We start from the raw sequence: 20,166 nt of genomic DNA, 5'->3' as shown, positions 1-20,166 counted from the left end.
CACGCCAATCTTCTGGCGCTCCTGGCCACGCCCCGAAAGGGGCGTGGTTTTTCTTTTCTGTCGTCCGCGCGCATCTCCGGCGCGCCCGTTCTGCCCCAGAATTTTGCAAGCTTCGCGCAAGCTTTGCGCAAGCTTGCTCTGGAAAGCTTGACCTAATGGCAGGTTGACCGCTCGCGACAGGCGAGGGGACGGGCCCTCCGCAGAGCCGGAGCACCCTTCAAAGGCATGATGCCGCCCCTGCTGTGCCGGTGAGAGTCCGGCATGTCCCCCAAAATCCTCCATACGTGACATCAAGGGACATTTGTCATGACCAGCTTGATCACCAATACCTCGGCCATGGTTGCCCTGCAGACCCTGCGCGGCATCAATAACGGCCTCGACAGCACCAACACCCGCGTTTCCACCGGCCTGCGCATCAACTCGGCCCAGGACGGCGCTGCGTACTGGTCCATCGCGACCACCACCCGCTCCGACAACGGCGCCCTCGGCGCTGCCAAGGATGCGCTGGCCCTCGGCAAGTCTTCCGTCGACGTCGCCAAGACCGGCATGGACGAAGCCCTGGATGCCCTGAAGCAGGTGAAGAACCTGCTGGTCACCGCGTCTTCGCCGGACGCCGACCGCGCCAAGATCCAGCAGGAAATCAAGATCCAGCTCGATCGCATTTCCGGTGCCGCCAACAGCGCCAGCACCAGCGGCAACAACTGGCTCTCGGTGGATTCCAGCGCCACCGGCTACAACGCCGTCAAGTCCGTGGTCGGCTCGTTCTCCCGCAGCGCCACGGGCGTGTCGATCGACACCATCGACATCGATACCACCGGCGTGAAGCTTTATGACTCCTCCGCTGCGCAGACGACAGCCATCAACGGCGCCATCGCCGGCGCCAACACCAATCTGGGCACCGCTCTGAATACAGCGGTCGCTGCTCTGACCACCAGCGACGATATGGCCGCTTTCAAGGCGGATCTCGACACGGCGAAGACTGCCTTCTTCACCGATCTCGACAATGATGCGACCACTCCGAATGCCAACAGCCTCCGCGGCATCATGGACAAGGTCCGCGTGGCGATTTCCTTTAAGGTGACCGACGATGGAACGGGCCAGCTGACGGGCACTGCCGCTGCCACTGCCACCACCATCAAGGACCTCAACATCGGCTCGCTGACCGGCTCCGCCGCTGATCTGATCACGATCTCCAACTACGCCTCCATCGTCGATGAAGCCATCGGCGACATGACCGACGCGAACACCACCCTCGGCGCGAATGCGGCCCGCATCGCCTCCCAGAGCAACTTCGCTCAGGCTCTCATCGACGCCAATGACCGCGCCATCGGCGCCCTCGTCGACGCCGACATGGAAGCGGAGTCCACCAAGCTGAAGGCGCTGCAGACCCAGCAGCAGCTGGCGATCCAGTCGCTCTCCATCGCCAACTCCTCCACGCAGAACGTGCTCAGCCTGTTCCGCGGCTGATCGCGCTTCTCTTCAACGCCAATCTTCTGGCGGTCCTGGCCACGCCCCGAGAGGGGCGTGGTCTTTGTTTTTTGCACCGCCCGCCTGCTGCAATGCCCAGGCAAGGTTGCTCCACGAGATTGCGGGGGGCGTGGCGGGCCTGACCTTGGCTCGTCGCGAAGGGTGCGACCTGGCACCCGCCCTTCACCGGTCTCGCCGAAAGGCTGGGCCGGTCGCGCAACACAGCGTGGCGAGCGGACATGGTCGGAACCGAGCAACTGAACATCCTTCTCGGCAACCTGCGGGACCTCGGCACGCGGCGCCTCGTGGCGCTGGGCCTGGTGGGCCTCATCGTCATCACGGTCATCGGCCTCGGCGCCTATTATCTCAGCCAGCCGGAGCGCGAGACCCTCTACGCCAACCTCAACCGCGAGGACGTCAACCGCATCGGCGGCGCGCTGAAGGATGCGGGCGTTTCCTTCGATGTCAGCTCCGATGGCACCTCTGTTCTCGTCGCCCATTCGGACACGGCCAAGGCCCGCATGCTGCTGGCGGTGAAGGGCCTGCCCCAGAGCACCTCGACGGGCTACGAGCTGTTCAACGATGTCCGCTCGTTCGGCCTCACCTCCTTCATGCAGGAAGTGACGCGGGTGCGCGCGCTGGAGGGCGAACTCGCCCGCACCATCCAGACCATGAAGGGCATCAAGGCGGCCCGCGTGCACATCGTGCTGCCCGACCGCTCCTCGTTCCGGCGTGACGCGCAGCAGGCCACCGCCTCCGTGGTGGTGCGCACCGAGAATTCCGACGACACCTCCACCGCCCAGGCCATCCGCCATCTCGTCGCGTCGGCCATTCCTGGCATGAAGCTGGACAGCGTCACCGTGCTGAACACCGACGGCGCCGTGCTGTCCTCGGGAGAGGATTCCGAGAACGCGCCCGCCGGCAAGAAGGCGCTGCTCCAGCAGCAGGTGGCGCGCGAGACCGAGGAAAAGATCCGCCGCACGCTGACCCCCTATCTGGGCCTCGGCAATTTCGAGATCAGCGTGGCCGCGCGCCTCGATACGGACCGCAGCACGTCGAGCGAAGTGACGTTTGATCCCGCCTCGAAGACCGAGCGGTCCGTGCGCGTCATCCGGGAAAAGGGCCTGTCGCAGAACCGCAGCCAGCAGCCGCCCACCACGGTGCAGCAGAACATTCCCCAGCAGCAGGTCCAGACCCAGGACCAGGGCAATGATTCCAGCGAGCAGAACGACCGGCGCGAGGAACTCACCAATTTCGAGATCTCCTCCCGCACCACCCAGACCGTGAGCGACGGCTTCGCGGTGAAGAACCTGTCCATCGCCATCCTGGTCAACCGCGATCGCCTCGCCGCCAATGCCGGCAAGGGCTCGGACGTGGTGCCCATCGAGACCCAGATCTACGAGATCGAGCAGCTCGCAAGCTCCGCCGCCGGCTACGACAAGGATCGGGGCGACAAGCTGAAGGTGGTGGCGACGCCGTTCGCCAATGGCGGCCATGCCCTTGAGCCGATCCCGCCGCTCAACTGGACGGAGCTGCTGCTGCGCCAGGCGGGAACGCTGGTGAACGCGCTGACCATCCTGGTGGTCGCCGCCCTCCTGATCTGGTTCGGCCTGAGGCCGGCGGTGCGCGCCATCCTCGCGCGGCCGGAGACCGAGGCGAATGCCATCGAGGCGGCCATGCTTGCCGCCACAGGGCCGCAAACCGAGGGGAGCCTCGAGAGCACGGAAGCGCTGCCGAACGCCGCGACCCTCGCGCCGGTCAATCTCATCGAGGATCTCACGAGCCGCCTCAACCGTTCGCCCCAGAAGCGGCTGGAACAGATCATCGATTTCGACGAGGAGCAGGCGGCCGCCATCCTGCGCCAATGGCTGCGGCAGGAAGCGAGAGCCTGATCCATGCATGCCATCGCCCGCCACCTGCCGGACTTCACCACTTCTCGCACGCCTGCACCCGAACTTCCCGCGTCCCCCGGTTTCTCCGCGCTCTTCACGCACTCTCTGCGCCCCGCGCCGAGCGTGTCGTCCGGAGCGGCCGAGCCGCCGGCTGCGCCTGGCCCCGATATCGCCGAACTGACGCGGGAGGCCGCCGAGCGCGGACGCCGCGAGGGGGAGGCTGCGGCGCGGGCGGAGTTCGAGCGCCTGCGCGCCGAGGACGAGGTACGCTTTGCCGAACGCCTCGAGGCCGAGCGCGCCACCTGGAGCGAGGTTGAGGCCGCCCGTCTCGCGGGCGCCATGGAGGCGGCCATCGCGGAGATGGAGGCCGGCATGGCCGAGAGCCTTGCCCGCATCGTCTCCCCGTTCCTGGAGGCCGGCGTGCGAGAGCGGGCCTTGGCGGAACTGGAAGGGCTGATGGTGCCGATTCTGGCCCGGGAGGACCGGCCCGTGCTGAAGATCAGCGGTGCGGCGGACCTTCTCGAACGCCTGCGTGCACGGCTCGGCGATCCGCCGGCATGCGTGTTCGAGCCGGCCGACATGGCGGACGTGCGCGTGGTGGTGGGCGAAACGGTCCTGGAGACCCAGGTTCGCGCCTGGGTCGACCGCCTCAACCCGCCGAAGGTGTGAGGGCGCGATGTCCGACAACGGCAAGCACGACATCATTATCGTCAGGCGTTACGAGGAAGAGGAGCACGAGGCCCATTCGAGCGCATGGAAGGTGGCCCACGCCGATTTCATGACGGCGATGATGGCCTTCTTCCTCATCATGTGGCTCATCAACGTCACCGACCAGGACGTGCGCAAGGTCATCGCGCAATACTTCAACCCCATCAATCTCAGCGACGACATCATCCCGCGCCGGGGGCTGAACAATCCCCAGGACGCGCAGGATGAAGGTACGTCGGACGACGGTGCCCAGTTCTCGGCCGTGAAGAACACCAAGGGCGCCGCCAGCGGGCAGGGCGACGACATGCAGCAGGGCGCGCGGGAGCGGGCGCTGTTCCAGGACCCCTATGCCTCTCTCGCGGAGCTGGCGGCGACGGCTCAGCAGCCCGTGACCGGCGTGCGGGACGTCGCCGTGGGTGATGTGGGGAAGCCCGGGACGGGCACCGGCGACGCCCAGCGCGATCCCTTCGACCCGGCCTATTGGCAGACCGCCTCCACCCTCGTTCAGGACGGGGATCGGCAGAGCACGCAGCCTTACATCATGCAGCAGTCGAGCACGGGGCAGATCAGCGCGTCCGGCCCCGTGAACACCTCCGCCGGCGGCGAGGCGAATGTCCCGCCATCCCCCGAAGCGCGGGCCGACACCGCGAAGGGTGGCAAGGGGGAGAGGACGGACAAGACGGAGAAGGCGGGCGACCAGGCCGCCCAGAAGCTGGAAGATGAGATCAACGCGGCGGTCAAGAGCACCATGGGCTCCGTGAACGCCCCGCTCGTGGAGGTCCGCGTCACCCGCGAGGGATTGGTGCTGAACCTGATGGACGATGCGAATTTCAGCATGTTCGCCGTGGGCTCCGCCCAGCCCGACCCCAAGCTGGTGCGGGCCATGGAGAAGGTGGCGAAGATCCTCGCCAGCCGGCCCGGCGAGGTGGTCATCCGCGGCTATACGGACGGGCGGCCGTTCCGCTCCGAGATGTACGACAATTGGCGCCTCTCCACCGCGCGCGCCCATGTGGCCCATTACATGCTCGCGCGGGGCGGGCTGGACGAGAAGCGCGTCACGAAGATCGAGGGATTTGCCGACCGGCGGCTGAAGAATCCGGGGGACCCCAATGCGCCCGAAAACCGGCGCATTGAAATCCTGCTGCGGGAGCCCGCCACGTGATGCGCGCGCGCCTCGTCCTCTGTGCGGCCGCCGCCTGGCTCGCTTGCGGGCCGGTGGTTGCGCAGGAGGGCGATCCATGGGCCGGAATGCGGCGCGAGGGTGAAACCGTTCCCCCGCCCGCCGCCTCAACGCCTGCCGCCGCCACCGCCGCGCGGCCGGCACCGAGGGTTGCCCCGCCACCGGCGCCTGCCACCTCTGCACCCCGTGCGGCCACGGCCGCCGCTCCGGCGGCCCCCGTATCTCCGGCGGCAGCACCGGCGAGCGCCGGCCGGGTCACAAATCCCCTTTCCGGTCCGGTTCCCGCGGTCCCCGCCACGCGCCCGGTCACGGCCGCCGCTCCGGCGACCCCCGCCTCTTCTGCGGCAGCACCCGTGAGCGCCGGGCGGGTCACAAATCCTCTTTCCGTTCCAATCCCCGCAATCCCGGGCACGCGCCCGGCCGCGGTCGCTGCTCCGGCGGCCCCTGCATCTCCTGCGGCGGCGCCGGCGCCCACTGCGCGGGCGGTCAACCCGGTTCCCGTTCCCGTGGCGGCCGTGCCGATGCCGAAGCCGCGCCCGGCCATTCCCGCGTCGGCAGTGGCGATGGTGGCTGCCACCCCGGTCGCCAATCCAATCGTCCAGGCCGCGGCGCCCCAGGCGCCTGGGGCACTGCCGCCGCCACGCACCGTCGCGGCCCTGACACCGCCGTCTGTGCCGGTGGCGCCAGTTTCCCCGCTACCGGCCGAGCCGGCCCCCTCTGCCGTGCGCGCGCCGCCACCGGAGCCTGTGCCACCGGCCCCCGCGGCGCAGCCGGAAGTGATTTCTGCCCCTCCCGCTCCGGCCGTCTCGCCCGCATCCACGGCCGTTACTCCGCCGGATGAGACGTCTGCGCCCGCTGCCAATTCGGCAGTGCCGGCCTCCACACCCCCGGCCGAGGATCCTCCGACGGCATCCGCCTTGCCGGCGCCCCTTCCGCCCATTCTCCCGCCGGTGGTTTCCCCGCCGGCGCAGGCTGAAGCCCCGGCCCCCGCCGCCGATGGCCAGTCTCCGCTCTGGCCACAGGAACTCGTCCGCTCGCTTCGCCGTGTGCAGGACCGCCTGGCGGCCGGCGCCAACGACGCGTTCGCGGCGCAGCGCGCCCTGAGCGAGCGCATCGAGCGTGAATTCGCCGCCGCCGATCCGTCGGTCTGGCGCGACCCGCGCAATGCCCGCGCGGCGGTGACCTATTTCCTCAGCGGCGGCAATCCCTCCGTCCTCAGGCGCCTGATGGGGCAACAGCCCCCGCCCTCTATCGATTCGCGCCTGCTCCGGGGCACGCTCGCTTATCTGGAAGGGCGCGAGGAAGAAGCCCTGCGCCAGCTTTCCGATATCAATCCCCGCAGCCTGCCGGCCAGCCTCGGCGGGCAGGTGGCGCTGGCGCAGGCGGCTCTATGGGTACGCAAGGACCCCAAGCGGTCCACCATGCTGCTGGATGTGGCGCGGCTGCTGGCGCCGGGGACGCTGGTGGAGGAAGCGGCCTTGCGGCGCGCCATCGTGGTGGCGAGCCAGTCCGGCGATACGGAGGCCTTCGAGCATGCCTCGAAGCAGTATCTCTTCCGCTTCCGCAACTCGGTCTATGCGGACAATTTCCGCCAGCGCTTCGCGAGCGCTCTCTCCCGCATGAACTTCGTCAACGATCCGCAGCAGTTCCACCGGCTCGACGACATGCTGAAGATGATGGAGCCCAACAGCCGGCGCGACATGGAGCTGCTCGTGGCGCGCTCCGCCGTCGTCCAGGGAAAGACCGCGGCCGCGGGCATGGCGGCGCAGCGCGTGCTGGCCGGCACGCCCGACGGCAGCGCGGAGGCCGATCGCGCCCGGCTCTATCGGGGGGCGTCGCTCGCGCCGTCCGCGGACACCTACGGCGCGGCGCTCAAGGATCTCAAGACGGTGGATCGCGACCGCCTCGGGCCGGCGGATGTCGCCCTGCTGGATGCCGCCTCCGCCACCGCCAGCATGGTGCAGCGCGCCGCCGAAAGCGCGCCGCCGCCGCCCGCGCCCGCACAGCCTGTCGTTCTGAGCAAGGAAGAAGAATTGCCGGTTCTGGAGCGGGCGCGCGCCGCCCTCGCAACGGCAGATTCCGTCCTGAAGGGAGGTCCGCGATGAGCGCTTTGGAGGTGGAACGCCAGTCCCAATCCATTGGGGCCGCCGGCAGGTCTGGTGCCAAGACGGTCGGCGGCTTTTCCGGCGGGCAGGGGAGTAAAGACGAGGCCAGCGCCTTCGGCGCCCTTCTGGACGGCCTCGGCGATGCTCCCCGGGGCGTGGAGAACGTGCCCGAGGGCGCAAAGGTCGATTCCGGCGCGGAGACGGAGCCTTCCCTCCGCACGCGCATGAGCGCGCTGTTTTCCGCCCTTGGCGTCGATGCGCCCGCTCCGGAAGAAAAGGCCAGCCGGCTTCCCGTCGCGAAGAACCAGAAGGACGCAGCGTCGGAGGAACCATCGCCGCATGCCGTGCGCGAGCGGGGCGCTGCCTCCGAGGGCACCAAGCGCGGGCCCGCGCATCTTCTGGGCGCGCTTTCGCCGCCCGACAGCAAGGCAGGGCGCCCGCAGGACACGATCAAGACGACCGACGCCGGGAACCGCCACGGGGTTTCCGGCGCGGGACAGAAGGGGGACGAGGAAAGCGGGCAGCCCGCTCTCGCCGCCGATCCCCGCCTTGCGCAAGCCACGCCGGACGCAACGGCGGCGGCCATGGCCGCCATGCCGGTCACACCGCCCCAGCCTAAGCCCGACGCGGGGCAGGAGGGAGAGGCCAGGCTGCGCGGAGGCGCGCCGGGAACCGCGCCACAATCCGCCGAGGAAGAGGGCGAGGGGAAGGCGGCCGGCCCTGCGCCGATCCGCATCACCGTGCTCAGCCGGGAAACCCATTTCGCCCCCGTGCGCGAGGCGAATCTGCCGGGAACGGCGCAGAGCGCGCAGCCTTTCGCTCTGCCGGGCTCCGCCACGGGCGCATCCCCCACCGGCGAAGTGGCTGGCGGGCGGCAGCACGAGCGCGCGAAGGAAATCGCCTCCGAGGGAGCCGAAGACGATGCCGCCGAGCGGGTGGAGCGCCGGCTGGCGGGCCGCAGCGAGCGGCATGAGGAGGTGAAGCCCGTTGCGGCGCGGGACGGCGGCGCCGCGACCCGCCGGGACGTGGAGGGGAGGGCGGCCGACCGGGAGACCCCGGCTTCCACACCGGCTTCCGGGTCAGCCACGGCCACCGGAAACACCCAGCAATGGATGGCCACGGCCCAGCAGGGCCTGCCGCTCTCGAACCTGCGCCAGGTCTCCGATGCCATCGGCGCCGAGATCGCGCGCATGACCAACCCGGCGGCAGCCGCGGCCGGAGATCTGGCCCGGGCCCAGGGGCCTGTGCGCCTCCTCGATATCCAGCTCAATCCCTCCGACCTCGGCATCGTCACCGTCCGTCTCCGGTCGAGCGCGTCGGGCCTGGAAGTGAAGCTGCAAGCGAGCAACCCCGAAACCGCCCGGCTGCTGAAGCAGGACCAGGCGCGCCTTGCCGAGATGCTGCGGTCCGAGGGCGTGGAGGCGGCCGATGTCTCCGTGGTGGATGGAAGCGACGGCGGGGCTGCCTGGACGCGGTTCGAGATGACGCCGCGCCAGCCCCTGGCGGCAATGCCGGCTGCGCGGCAGGGCGAGGGCCAGGACCCGTCCGACCAGCGCCAGGGCGGCGACAGTTCGAGGAATGGACGCAATGGGGATGAAGACGCTTCTGACGGCGGCAATCGCCCTGGCCGCGATCGCGGCTAGCCCGGCGCAGGCTGCGAAGGAGAATCTCCGCCTCGGCGTCTGCGAGGCGGAGATGGCGCGTGCCTCGGTGAAGTTCGGCGTGCCGCTGCCGATCCTCTATGCGGTCGGCCTCACGGAAAGCGGGGGCAACGGCACGCTGCAGCCTCTCCTCGTGGCCACCAAGAAAGAGAGCTATGTGGGCCTCAGCGTGGCTGACGCCATCAAGCGCTTCAACCAGATCCGCGCTGCGACCGGCTCCGACCTCATCGATCTCGGCTGCATGCAGGCGAACTTCTACTGGCACCGGGCCGAGTTCAAGTCGCTGGAGCAGATGTTCGATCCCCGCGCCAATGTGGAGCAGGCGGCGCGCTTCCTGAGCGAACTCTACAAGCGGCACGGAAGCTGGATTATGGCGGCAGCGCGCTACAATGCCGGGCCGAACAACACGCCCGCCCAGCAGCGCTATGTCTGCATCGTCATGCGCAATCTGGTGCGTTCGGGCTTCGGCTCATGGACACCGCAGGCCAAGGCCTTCTGCGATGCGGAGCCGGTGCAGAACACGGCGGCGGCAAAACCCGCGCCGGTTTCTCCCGCTCTTGTGGCGCCCGTCTCCATCGGGTCCTCGGCGGAGGAGTCCGCCTCCGAGGAAACCACCCCCGAGGAGCCTGCCGTTTCCCAGTGAGCGGGGCAGCCGCGTCCTGCGTGACGGCACGCCGGCCAAACACGGCCGGGTTGCGCGGCGGTGGAAGATGGACCTGAGCTTAAGAGATTGGAGAGCGCCGCCCGCCTTCGGAGACCGAAGGCGTCTGCTCTCGTGGCATTACAGGCCGCACGCTGCTCAGGCGAACAGCGAGTCGATGTCGTCCTGGGAGACCACGTTGTGGTCGGTGGCGAGGGCCGGGCCGTTGAGCAGGGCGGCGTCGCCCTCGCGCTCGCGGTTGAGGGAATCGGCGACCCGCTGAACCTCGTCCGCGCCACCCCAGATGTGGATCATGCGCTCCACATGGTGCTCGATGAACTGCATCAGGCTCACCACCTTGCTGATGCGCTGGCCGGTAATGTCCTGGAAGTTGCACGCCTCGAAGATGTGCACCGAGCAGTCCTGGATTTCCTTCACCATGGCCTGGTGTGGACCGGACAGCTCGGAGAACAGCCGCCCCGCCAGCGCGTCAATGGTCTCGGCGGCGGAGAGGATCACCTCGGTGGCCGCCTCGGTGTCGCTGACGACGGCGCCGAGCTCGAAGCTCGCGCGGTCGATCTTGGCGCCGCTCTGGTGGCCCGCATGGAGGGAGGCGATCTCCACCTTCGTGCTGTCGATGGCATCGCGGATGGTCTCGACGCCCTGCCACAAGGCGGCTTTCGCGGTCTCGGGATCGGCGGGGTCGGGGACCGGCTGGCCGGCCTCGGGAGCGAGCTGGGTGGCGTCGGAAGCGGGCTGCGCGGCCCGGGATGCCTTCGCAAGATCGCCGCGGAGGGCGGAGAGCTCCTCCAGGATGCGATCAAGCTGAGCCAACGGGATACCAGCTTCCGCATCCACGCCCTTCCTGCCGCGTAGGGCATTTTCGATGCGAAACGGCCGCATGCTGGTAGACATCCACAGCTCCTACGGGATTTACAGTCATTCGATCCGATTTTCTTAGACTATTTTGGGCCGCGTAGAAAAGGCCCCCCGAAGCGAAGGAGCAAGCTTCGCGCAAGCTGCGGTCGACTAAAACAATACATAGAACGGGAGGTTCGCTCTCCCCAGTGACGCGTGTTGCCTGCGCCTGCCGAAGGAGTGGATTATGGCGGTTGATTTATCGATGCCGGTTCTGGTGGTCGACGACTACAAGACCATGGTCCGCATCATTCGCAATCTCCTCAAGCAGATCGGCTTTGACGACGTGGACGAGGCGTCGGACGGCACCGAGGCCCTGTCGAAGCTCAAGGAGCGCCAGTACGGCCTCGTGATCTCCGACTGGAACATGGAGCCCATGACCGGCTACGAGCTGCTGAAGCGGGTGCGCGACGATGCGGATCTCACCAGCCTGCCCTTCATCATGGTGACCGCCGAAGCGAAGTCGGAGAATGTCATCGCGGCGAAGAAGGCGGGCGTGAACAACTACATCGTGAAGCCGTTCAATGCGCAGACCCTGAAGAGCAAGATCGAGAACGTCTTCGAAGCCTGAGAACGAGCTTGGAAAGCCGCCTCGGACCACCGCCGCTTCACAGGAGCGGGAGAGCCGGCGATCGTCATGCTGGCTTGAGGGCGGCACGTTGCTCATGGCCGCTACGGCGCGGCGGGTTCTTGACCAAGGCGGGCGCGCTCGGTCGCCCATCGGCACGGCACCTCGAAGCCATTCGCGGCGGATGATCCTGATCATGACGCAGATATTGGCGCTCGCCCTCCGCGCGGCTCGCCCGTGCTCTTCGAAAGTGAGGCCTAGGTCCACGGGGCGGTCATGGCGGGGATGCGTGTGAAGGATCCGGCCATGGCGGAACATTCCCATTCCAAGCCCCGTCGCCGCAGACCGGCGTCATGCCGCCGCTGGATTTGCGTGAGCCGCGAGAAATCTACGAGCATCCAGTCCCGGCTGCAGTCTCCGCCGATGTCCACAGCAAACTTCCGTCTGACGAAGACGAGAAAGAGTGGCGAATCAGACACAGGGGGAGAGATGCGACATTTCTACATGCACGTGTCGGGGATGTGACGGTAGGTGGGTGCGGGATGGTCGGTGTCGGCGCTTTCCTGCCGTGCCAAGGGTCCATGCAGTACCCGCACGGCATATTCTTACCGTGCGGCAGAACCTGAGCCGGCGGCACTTGCATCTCAGGGTCGAGGCTAGCCGATCGACATGACGCCGGAATGAACAGGCGTACATCAATACTCCCATTTTGGTAGCAAAAACCCGCCGAAACCGTAGTAACTCCGATTGAGTGGAATAACCCAAAGGCTTACGAGTTTCTTATGCCCAGGGAGAACGGCAGCCGGGGCGGGGGAAATTTAGCCGGAGCAGTCGTTGTCGTTGATCTGCGCTTTGTACATAGGGGGGATACCGTGTACGTCATCGTTGATCATAGAGAAGCTGTCGCTGACAGCTATGTTTCCGGTTTTTCCCGGGAAGGTCTTTCTTCGCTTGGTCTCGGCGAAGGTGAGTTCAAGGAATGGCTGCGGGCTGCGTCCGACCATGACTTGGAAGCAGTTGAGGGTTTTCTTCTCGGGGACTTCGATGCCCGCCCGGCTTTTCCGGATCTGATCCGCACCCATTGCCAGGCTCCCATCATTGCGCTCAGCGACGTGAAGTGCCTTTCGCAGACCCTGGAACTCTTCACCGCCGGCATCGATGACGTGGTGCGCAAGCCGGTGCATGTGAAGGAGATCGTGGCGCGTTCCGAAGCCGTCCGCCGCCGCATGATCGGCGTGCCGAAGGCGCCTGCCGAGGGCCGCCTTCAGGTCTTCTTCGATGGCCGCGATCCGGAGATCGGCGGCGAGCCGCTGCCGCTGCCGCGCCGCGAGCGCCATATCCTTGAATATCTCGTGAAGAACAGCCGCCGGCGTGTCACGAAGACCCAAATCTTCAACACCATTTACGGCATCTTCAACGACGACGTGGACGAGAGCGTGGTCGAGGGCCACATGAGCAAGCTGCGCAAGAAGCTGCGCCAGAAGGTCGGTCACGACGTGATCGATGCCAAGCGCTATCTCGGCTACCAGTTCATCGGTTGACCGCGCCCGGCGGGCCTCGTGCCCGCCATATCCTCCCATGGCGCTTTCTAGGGACAGGCAGGAAATCTGCTTGTCCCTTTCTTTTTTGGGGCGGACGCTCAGCCTTTTTGGCGAGGCGGAAGCTCAGTCGATGGTGACGCCGAGGCGCGCCGCATGGCGCTGGACGAAGGCTTCCATGCGCTTGCGCCCTTCAGGGGTCAGGTGCACCAGCACGCGGCGCCGGTCCTGGGGATCGGGAATGCGATCGAGCAGGCCGGCTTCCTTCATGTCCTCGATCCGCCGCAGGGCGGTGGTGGTGGGCGCCCCCGAGGCGATGCACAGGCTGGTCACCGAGATCGCCCGGGCAGTGGCCTCCGCCACGGCCAGATCCAGCAGCATGTCCCAGGCCGGATCGGAGAACAGGCCCGATTGGAAGATGGCGTCGCGATCCGCCCGCGCGGCCACCAGCGCGCGCAGATAATTGGGCCGGGCCGTGGCGCTGGTGCGCGTCGTCTCCTCCGCGGGCATCGCCTCAATGGCTTCATCCTCCAGCAGCGCCATGGCGCGGTGGATGGCGTGGGCCACCTCCTCCGGCAGCAGCGGCTTCTGGAGGAAATCCACCGCCTTCAGGCGCAGCGCGCCAACGGCGCGGTCGAGCGAGGCGTGGCCGGTGATCACGATGGCGGCGATGGGCCGGGCGCGCTTGCGCATGGAGAGCTTCTGAAGGAGCTCGATGCCGTCGATGCGCGGCATCTGCAGATCGGTGACGATCACTTGCAGCTCTTCATGCCGCTGCACCATGTCCAGCGCCAGGACAGCCGTGTCCGCCGTCCGGGAGGGCAGCCCCAGGGAGGCAAGGCCCTCGCTCAATTCGATCAGAATGTCCGGATCGTCGTCGACGAGAAGAACGCGGGGCTCTTGTGCTGCTGCTTCTTCCGGCATGTCTCAGGCCACCCCTTGCCGCGGCTCGACCCAGGGCTTCGAGGAATTGCCCAACATGGTCTGCATAGCAAGCAACTCCGACAATGGCCGCTTTCTCGACACAAGATGGCCTTGAATGTAATCCACGCCGTAGCGTCGCGCCAGGGCGAGATCCTCCAGACTTTCAACTCCTTCCGCTACCACCTTGATACCGAGGCGGTGGCCGAGATCGACGATGGAGGCGAAGATGCTGCGTGCTTTGTCCCATTGGCGCGCCTGGCGCAGAAGCTCGAGGTCGATCTTGATTTCGGTCACCGGCAGGTTGGCAAGCTGAAGCAGCCCGCTCTGGCGCTGCCCCATATCGTCGAGGGCGAGCCCGAATCCCGCGAGGCGCAGCCGCACCACCGCCGCCAGGGCCTCCGGCGAGGAATCATAGAGGGCATCCTCGGTCAGCTCGAAGATCACCTGTCCCGGCGTCAGCGCGCCCTCGGCGACAATCCGCGATATGGTCCGCACCGCCTCGGCCTCCCGCAGCACGTCCAGCGGCAGGTTGATGCTGACCTGCCCGCTGAAGCCGATCCGGTGCCATCGCGCGCAGGCATTGACCGCCTCCCGCAGCACATGGAGGCTGAGCTCGACCAGAAGGCGGGGCTGTTCTGCGGCGGCGGCGATAAGGGCTGGCGGCATGACCGGACCGAAGCCGGGCAAAGTGTTGCCGAGCAGCGCCTCGGCGCCGGCAAAATGCAGATCGTCCGCCATCACCAGGGGCTGGTACAGCACGGGAAGGGTGCCCGTGCGCACCGCTTTGGCAAGGGCCGGCAGGAGGCGCTTCGACGGGCAGGCGGGCGGATGCGGCAACGGGGGCTCCGGCAGCACCGGCCGGCTGGCGAGTGCGAGCACGTCCTCGGGCGCAAAGGGCTTGCGCAGCGTGCCGAGCACCTGCAGTCCATGGCTGCGGCCGATGGTGGCGGCCGTGCGCAGCAATTCCTCGCCGCTGCCGCTGATGAGGATCAGGCGCGGCGCATAGGGCATGCGCGCCAGCAGCGAGAGCATGCCGATCCCGTCAATGGTGGGAAGCGCGAGGTCGAGGAGCAGCACGTCGATGGCGGCGAGGGTGTCGCCTTTGACAAGGCGCGCATCCCCTGCGGTCTCGACGGCATGGCCTTCGGCGGCGAGGGCCTCGCCGAGGTCATCGCAGAAATCGGCATCGTCATCGAGGATGAAGAAGGCGCGCCGACCCGGCTTCATCTCAGCCCTCCTGCGGGGCGTCGCCCCGGACAGAGAGCAGGAGCTCAAGGTCGTTCAGAACCACATCGGGGTCGATGGGTTTGACGTAGAGAAAATCGACGCCGAAATCGCCGGCCCCCGTGCTGTCCACCACGTGGCCCGTCATGATGGCGAGGATGCTAGGCTGGAGATGCGGCGGCAGGCGGCGCGCGGCGGTCACCAGTTCGGCGCCGTCGAACTCACCGATCCTGAGGTCGGTCAGGAGGCAGGTCGGCGCGAGCCCGCCATGCAAGGCCTCGAGCGCATCCGGGGCGGTGGTGCGGACGATGGTGCTCCACCCGCTGGTGGTGAAGAACTCGCCAAGCTCGCCCGCAAGGTCCGTTTCGTCGTCGCAGATCAGGATCGAGAAGCCGCCCATCATGCCGCCTCTCGCGCCGGCACCGCGGCGGACACCGGCAGAACCACGGTGAAGCAGGCGCCGGCCCACATGTTGCCGGCGGTGATCTGCCCGTTCATCTGGCGCACGACGCTGCGGGCCAGGGAGAGGCCGAGCCCGGTGCCCTTTTCCACCGACTTGGTGGTGGAGAAGGGCTCGAAGAGCTTCAGGAGCATCTCCTCGCCGATGCCGCCGGCATCATCCTCCACCTCGATCACGGCCTCGGCCCCATTGCTGCGCGCCCGGAGCCAGACGGAGGGAACGTGGTCGAGAGCCTTCTCCTGGAAGGCGTCGCGCGCATTCACCAGAAGGTTCACGATCACCTGCTCGAAGAGCGCCTGCTCACCCACCACCATGAGTTCGGGGGGGATGTCGAGCTGGATGGTGAGGCGGATGCCGGAGGCGCGATACTGCTGGGCGACGAAGCCGACCGCCAGCTCGATGGCGTGACGCAGCGAGAACCGGTCCAGGCTGTCGGAGGGGATGCGGCCGTAGCGGCGGATCTGGTCGATGATGGACTTGGCGCGCTCCACCTGGGAGGACACCCGGTCGAGCTTGCCGGCGATGGCCGTCCGGTCCCCGTCGGCCGCAAGCATGCGGTGCGCATTGGCCACCGCCATCCGGATCACCGCGAGGGGCTGATTCAGCTCGTGCGCTATGGCGGTCGACAGCTCGCCCAGCGTCGCGAGCTTTGCGGCTTGCAGGAGTTGGAGGTCGGCATCGCGCACGCGGGTTTCGTCCATCAGCACCAGGAGGGTTTGCGCACGCCCCTCGAATATGACGCTGCACAGGGTCCCGCACAATGATACGACATCGCCGTTCGCTTTGGCGAAGGTCATCTTGAGCGTGCCGCGGGGGCCATCACCCAGGCGCGCGGCTTCGAGCGCGGCGCGGATCAGGCGCTGCCAGTCCGGATGGTCGGGTGAGGCATCCACCATCGTGGCCGCCGCCGGATTGATGAAGCTGACGGTGTCGTTGCGCGGGTCGATGACCGTCATGCTGGCCGGCACCGCCTCGATCACGGCGCGCAGGTTCTCCTCCATGGCGGTCAGGGCGGCGGTGGCCGCCTCCACCGCGGCGAGCCGCTGGCGATCGCGCCATGCCTGCAGGAGAAGAACCCCCGCAAGGCTCGCCCCCGAAATGAACAGCAAAGCGAGGGGCACGATGGCCGGCATGGCGGCAAGCTCGCGCTCGCGCCGGTAGAGGTCGCCATTATAGGCCACCGCGGCCATCAGCACGCTCTGCAGCGTGCGGCCCAGCGGCTCCACGGTGTCGAGCCATGTGCCGATCTCCTCCGATGTCGCGATCTCGGAGGGGGCAAGCGTTGGAAGCCGGTCGAGCATGGTGTCGAGCATCACCTCGAATTCCTGGACCCCGCTCTTCAATGAGGCGATCTCATTCAGAAGCTTGCCCTCTTCCGCCTGGTAGAGGAGGGGAAGGCGGGAGCGCAGCAGTTCGAGACGCAATTGCAGCGCTTCGAGGGCCGTGCCGGTGGGCCGCGCCACCGCGCGCTCCATTTCCACACGGGATTTCACATATTCCAGTTGTGCCTGATAGGCCACCCAGCCGGAGCCCTGGACGGTGGCGGACATGACGGCACGTTGCTGGTTCTGCCAGATGTAAAGGAGGGTCGTGGCCGCGAACAGGCAGACCGTCGTGACGATCAACGCCAACGGCAAGATGCGCAGTTTTACGCGCGCCTTATTCGACCACGAAATCAAGGCTTTTCACCTGCCAAACCATGCGGGAACGATAGTTCAGTTGTGCGAATTCGCCTCTCTTGTTGATCGGATACATGATCCAGAAAGGGCCGTTCTCGCGCACCCGAATGGATTTGCCGTCCAGCCGGGTGGAAAAGACGATGCTGTTCTCTTTCCAGTCCGTCGCGGGTATGGACGAGACAAAGTCGTTCAGGGCGGCGACGCGGACGGTTGCCGGGTCGAAGCCGGTCAGGCGTGCGAGGTCCAGCAGCGTGGGGCCGGTGAAGCGCTTGATGCCCTCCGTCCAGGGCGTGCTGGTGACGATTTCCATCTGGGGCAGGGCATCGAGTGCGGCAAGGTCGAGCGTGCGTTCGGCAAGGCTGTGCCCGTCCTTCGCGCTCCAGCGCAAGGCCACCGTCTGGGCAAGCGCGGGCATCGTCCACGCGAGTGCCAGCAGCAGGGTGAGGAGAGCCTTCTGTCGCATCCGTCCAGGTCCCTCCTCGTGCCAGTCTTTCCGCACGTGGCCGGAATCGGGGCATCTTTAAGTGTTTAGTTCGCAGGAAGGGTGACACAGGGGTGTAGAGAAAGCCCGCCGCACCCGCTCCGTTTTGATCCTGACCCGCGACGGATTGCTCCAGATTGGATGATTAAAGTGTATCCCTTTCGGGAACACCTTCACATGTCACAAAAACTGCGCTCTAAAGGTCGGGCACAATGCGGCTGGGGTGGCGCAGGGGATAGCGCACACCCAAGGTCGGCCGCATCCGAGAATGCGACGAAGTATGGGGCGCGGATCTAACGACGAACCGCCGGGACGCGGCCCGGGAGCGCAGGGCCCGAAGCGCCTTTTCGTCTGGCTCGTCCTCGCTGTCGTCTGCTGCGCGCCGGTGGCGCTCGCGCTGGCCACGTTCGAACTGCATCGCCGGCATGAAGAGCGCACTTCGGTCGCCGGCTCCCAGAAGCTCGGCTACGTGCTCATGTCCCACCTCGAGCGCACCGTCGAGGCGGTCGACAGCTTCATGCTGAGCTTCTCGAACTATGTGGGCGAGAAGTGGACGCCCGAGGACGTCTACCGTGAGTTGAGGAATGCGAGCCTGCCTCCCTCGGTCATCCAATTGGCCATGGTGGACACGCAGGGCCAGCTCATCGCCAGCAATCTGTCCGCGCCCGGAAATCCCGTGGACATGTCCGACCGGGACTATTTCCGCACCCTGCTGTCCGGGACCGGGGATGAAGTCTTCATCAGCCGGCCCGTGAGGGGGCGCATCTCGCAGACCTGGACCATCCAGTTCAGCCGCGTGGTGCGGGGCAGCAAGGGCCAGACCCTCGGCGTGCTCATCGCCTCCTATGAAATCGCCGATCTGGTGGAGTTCTACAGCCGCCTGCGAATGGATCGGAGCATGCTGGTGTCGCTGTTCGGGCATGACGGGGTGATCCGCGCCCGCGTTGCCGGCGACACCACCGCCTCCTCGGTTGGCCTCGACATAAGCGAGTCGCCAGCGTTCGAAATGATGCGCTCATTGCCGGAGGGCGAGTATCGAGCGCTGAGCGCTGTCGACGGCGTCGAGCGCGTCGGGTACTTCGTCGCGTCCAAGCGCTTCCCGCTCATGATCCTGGTCGCGGCCGAGACGGCCTATGTGCGCGCCCAGAGCCGCGACTTCCAGATCGCCACCGTGTCCATCTCCATCGGCCTCGGCGTGGCCCTCCTGGTGCTGGGCATCCTGGTGCTGCGCTACAACCGGCTCGAGCAGCGGCTGCGCGCGAAGGAAATCCAGGCGAATGCGCGCCAGCGCGAGGCGCGGTTCCTGCGGGCCTTCGGCAACATGCCCGGCGTCAGCGTGGTGCATGTGAGCGGCGACATGGCGAACCCCATCGGTGCGCATGCCAACGATCCTCTGTCGCCGGTGGACGAGCATGTCCGCAGCCCGCAATTCCTCTCGCACATCAGCGATGCGGACGGGCCGGCGGTGAATGTGGAGCATTTCACCAAGGACGGGGAAGAGTTCGAGATCCAGTACGTGGTCGCGCCGATCGACGACATCTCCAAAGCCGCCGGGAAAGCGGAACCGCCGGAAAACCGCGAATTCGTGGTGTTCGCCCTCGACCGCACCGCCGCGCGCACCGAGGAGAACAACCTCTACCAGATGTCGAAGATGGCGGCGCTCGGCGAACTGGTGACGGGCCTCGCGCACGAGATCAACCAGCCTCTCGGGGTGATCCGCCTCGCCGCCGCCAATGCGCTAAGCGGCATGAAGCGGGGGCTTCCCCCCGATCATCTGGAGGAGAAGCTCAACCGCATCGTTCACCAGACCGGGCGGATGAAGGCCATCGTCGACCACATGCGCATCTTCGGCCGCAAGAGCGAGCTGAGGCGGGACCCGAGCCTTGCGAGCGCCGCCATCGAGGGGGCGCTCCAGGTGGTGGGCGCCCAGATCCGCCTGGACGACATCTCCCTCAACGCCGAACTGCCCTCTTATGGGAATGTGCGGGTGCTGTGCCGCCAGGAGCAGTTGGAGCAGGTGCTCATCAACCTGCTCCTGAATGCCCGCGACGCCATCCGCACGCGCCGGGCGCAGGAGGCGGGCTATCGCGGCGCCATCGAGGTCACGTGCGGCATCGAGGCCGAAGAACGCGACGGCAGCATGGTGAAGATCGTGGTGCGGGACAATGCGGGCGGCGTTCCCGAGGCGATCATCGGGAAGGTGTTCCAGCCCTTCTTCACCACCAAGGCGGCCGGGCAGGGGACCGGCCTCGGATTGTCGGTGAGCTTCGGCATCGTCCGCGACCATGGCGGGAGCCTGAGCGTCACGAACGATGCGGACGGCGCCGTCTTCACCATCCTGCTGCCCGGCATGCTCACCCCGGCCAGCAGCCCGCTCGAAAAGGCGGGATGAAGGGCGCGTCGGGCTAAGTCCCGCTAAAGTCGATCACGGCCAATCCTTCGCGCCCTCCATCGGTGGCCGCGACCAGCCTCGCGCCCGCCGCGCGATGGGCCGGATGCACCAGATAGGCATCGCGCGCCGCCGCATCGACGAAGTCGCAGGAGAAGGCGTGCGTGAAGCCCTGGTCGAGCCCCTCGGGATTGACATTCGGGCCCCCCGCAAAGTGCGTCATGCCGGGGAGGACGGCGCACAGATCTTGCAGCTGCCGGAGAATGGCCTCGATCTCCTGCGGCGGCACATCCTTGCGAAACCGAACGAAAACCACGTGCCGGATCATTTCT

At 67.1% G+C, this 20,166-nt stretch carries 17 protein-coding genes; 10 read left to right on the top strand and 7 right to left on the bottom strand.

The genetic code is table 11. The features are described 5' to 3' along the window. Positions 1–306: 306 nt before the first annotated feature. The 7 genes from ABLE91_RS01765 (at position 307) to ABLE91_RS01735 (ending at position 9,656) form a co-directional block, all read left to right on the top strand. Positions 307–1,467 (top strand): flagellin N-terminal helical domain-containing protein, encoded by a 1,161-nt coding sequence (locus tag ABLE91_RS01765; RefSeq protein ID WP_348927850.1) that lies wholly within the window; start codon positions 307–309, stop codon positions 1,465–1,467. Between the two features lie 239 nt (positions 1,468–1,706). Continuing rightward, positions 1,707–3,359, top strand: a complete 1,653-nt coding sequence (gene fliF, locus ABLE91_RS01760; protein ID WP_348927849.1) for a flagellar basal-body MS-ring/collar protein FliF — start codon at positions 1,707–1,709, stop codon at positions 3,357–3,359. 3 nt (positions 3,360–3,362) lie between these two features. Next, positions 3,363–4,028 carry a hypothetical protein gene (locus tag ABLE91_RS01755; protein ID WP_348927847.1) on the top strand — a complete coding sequence of 222 codons (666 nt, stop codon included), beginning with the start codon at positions 3,363–3,365 and terminating at the stop codon, positions 4,026–4,028. A gap of 7 nt (positions 4,029–4,035) precedes the next feature. Then, a complete protein-coding gene (locus ABLE91_RS01750) occupies positions 4,036–5,229 on the top strand; it encodes a MotB family protein (protein WP_348927845.1) in 1,194 nt (397 codons plus the stop codon). 935 nt (positions 5,230–6,164) lie between these two features. Further along, positions 6,165–7,352, top strand: coding sequence for a MotC family chemotaxis protein (locus tag ABLE91_RS01745; protein ID WP_348927843.1), 1,188 nt, complete (start codon positions 6,165–6,167; stop codon positions 7,350–7,352). Continuing rightward, positions 7,349–8,995, top strand: a complete 1,647-nt coding sequence (locus tag ABLE91_RS01740; RefSeq protein WP_348927841.1) for a flagellar hook-length control protein FliK — start codon at positions 7,349–7,351, stop codon at positions 8,993–8,995. The genes ABLE91_RS01745 and ABLE91_RS01740 overlap by 4 nt, the downstream gene beginning before the upstream one ends. Then, positions 8,946–9,656, top strand: coding sequence for a lytic transglycosylase domain-containing protein (locus tag ABLE91_RS01735; protein WP_348927839.1), 711 nt, complete (start codon positions 8,946–8,948; stop codon positions 9,654–9,656). Before ABLE91_RS01740 ends, ABLE91_RS01735 begins: the two co-directional genes overlap by 50 nt. 156 nt (positions 9,657–9,812) lie before the next feature. Here the strand turns inward: ABLE91_RS01735 and ABLE91_RS01730 are convergent, their stop codons facing one another. Beyond that, on the bottom strand, positions 9,813–10,568 hold the full coding sequence (locus ABLE91_RS01730) for a protein phosphatase CheZ (RefSeq protein ID WP_348927838.1): 756 nt from the start codon (positions 10,566–10,568) through the stop codon (positions 9,813–9,815). A gap of 190 nt (positions 10,569–10,758) precedes the next feature. Here ABLE91_RS01730 and ABLE91_RS01725 point away from each other — a divergent pair, with 190 nt between their 5' ends. Both ABLE91_RS01725 and ABLE91_RS01720 read left to right on the top strand, forming a co-directional pair. Further along, positions 10,759–11,142: a response regulator gene (locus ABLE91_RS01725; RefSeq protein ID WP_348927836.1), complete on the top strand. Its 384-nt coding sequence runs from the start codon at positions 10,759–10,761 to the stop codon at positions 11,140–11,142. Between the two features lie 869 nt (positions 11,143–12,011). Beyond that, a complete protein-coding gene (locus ABLE91_RS01720) occupies positions 12,012–12,680 on the top strand; it encodes a response regulator transcription factor (RefSeq protein WP_348928307.1) in 669 nt (222 codons plus the stop codon). Positions 12,681–12,803: 123 nt separating this feature from the next. Here ABLE91_RS01720 and ABLE91_RS01715 read toward each other — a convergent pair whose 3' ends face one another. The 5 genes from ABLE91_RS01715 to ABLE91_RS01695 are packed head-to-tail and all read right to left on the bottom strand — an operon-like array spanning position 12,804 to position 17,463. After that, positions 12,804–13,601: a response regulator gene (locus ABLE91_RS01715; protein ID WP_348927835.1), complete on the bottom strand. Its 798-nt coding sequence runs from the start codon at positions 13,599–13,601 to the stop codon at positions 12,804–12,806. A gap of 3 nt (positions 13,602–13,604) precedes the next feature. Then, complete coding sequence (locus ABLE91_RS01710) at positions 13,605–14,828, bottom strand: EAL domain-containing response regulator (RefSeq protein WP_348927833.1); 1,224 nt, start codon at positions 14,826–14,828, stop codon at positions 13,605–13,607. 1 nt (position 14,829) lies between these two features. After that, entirely contained in the window at positions 14,830–15,225 is a 396-nt protein-coding gene (locus ABLE91_RS01705; protein WP_348927831.1) for a response regulator, read from the bottom strand. Then, positions 15,225–16,922, bottom strand: coding sequence for a sensor histidine kinase (locus ABLE91_RS01700; protein WP_348927829.1), 1,698 nt, complete (start codon positions 16,920–16,922; stop codon positions 15,225–15,227). The genes ABLE91_RS01705 and ABLE91_RS01700 overlap by 1 nt, the downstream gene beginning before the upstream one ends. Positions 16,923–16,944: 22 nt before the next feature. Beyond that, positions 16,945–17,463, bottom strand: coding sequence for a putative pterin-binding protein (locus ABLE91_RS01695; protein WP_348927827.1), 519 nt, complete (start codon positions 17,461–17,463; stop codon positions 16,945–16,947). Between the two features lie 262 nt (positions 17,464–17,725). Here ABLE91_RS01695 and ABLE91_RS01690 point away from each other — a divergent pair, with 262 nt between their 5' ends. Continuing rightward, the gene (locus ABLE91_RS01690; RefSeq protein ID WP_348927826.1) at positions 17,726–19,837 is read left to right on the top strand and encodes an ATP-binding protein; all 2,112 of its coding nucleotides are present in this window, start codon (positions 17,726–17,728) and stop codon (positions 19,835–19,837) included. A gap of 13 nt (positions 19,838–19,850) precedes the next feature. Here the strand turns inward: ABLE91_RS01690 and ABLE91_RS01685 are convergent, their stop codons facing one another. Further along, on the bottom strand, positions 19,851–20,162 hold the full coding sequence (locus tag ABLE91_RS01685; protein ID WP_348927824.1) for a Dabb family protein: 312 nt from the start codon (positions 20,160–20,162) through the stop codon (positions 19,851–19,853). Positions 20,163–20,166 lie beyond the last annotated feature (4 nt).

The sequence above is a fragment of the Aquabacter albus genome (assembly GCF_040049275.1).
GTDB lineage: Bacteria > Pseudomonadota > Alphaproteobacteria > Rhizobiales > Xanthobacteraceae > Aquabacter.
Note: the sequence above shows the minus strand (reverse complement) of the source record. Positions and strands in the feature narration are given on the sequence as shown.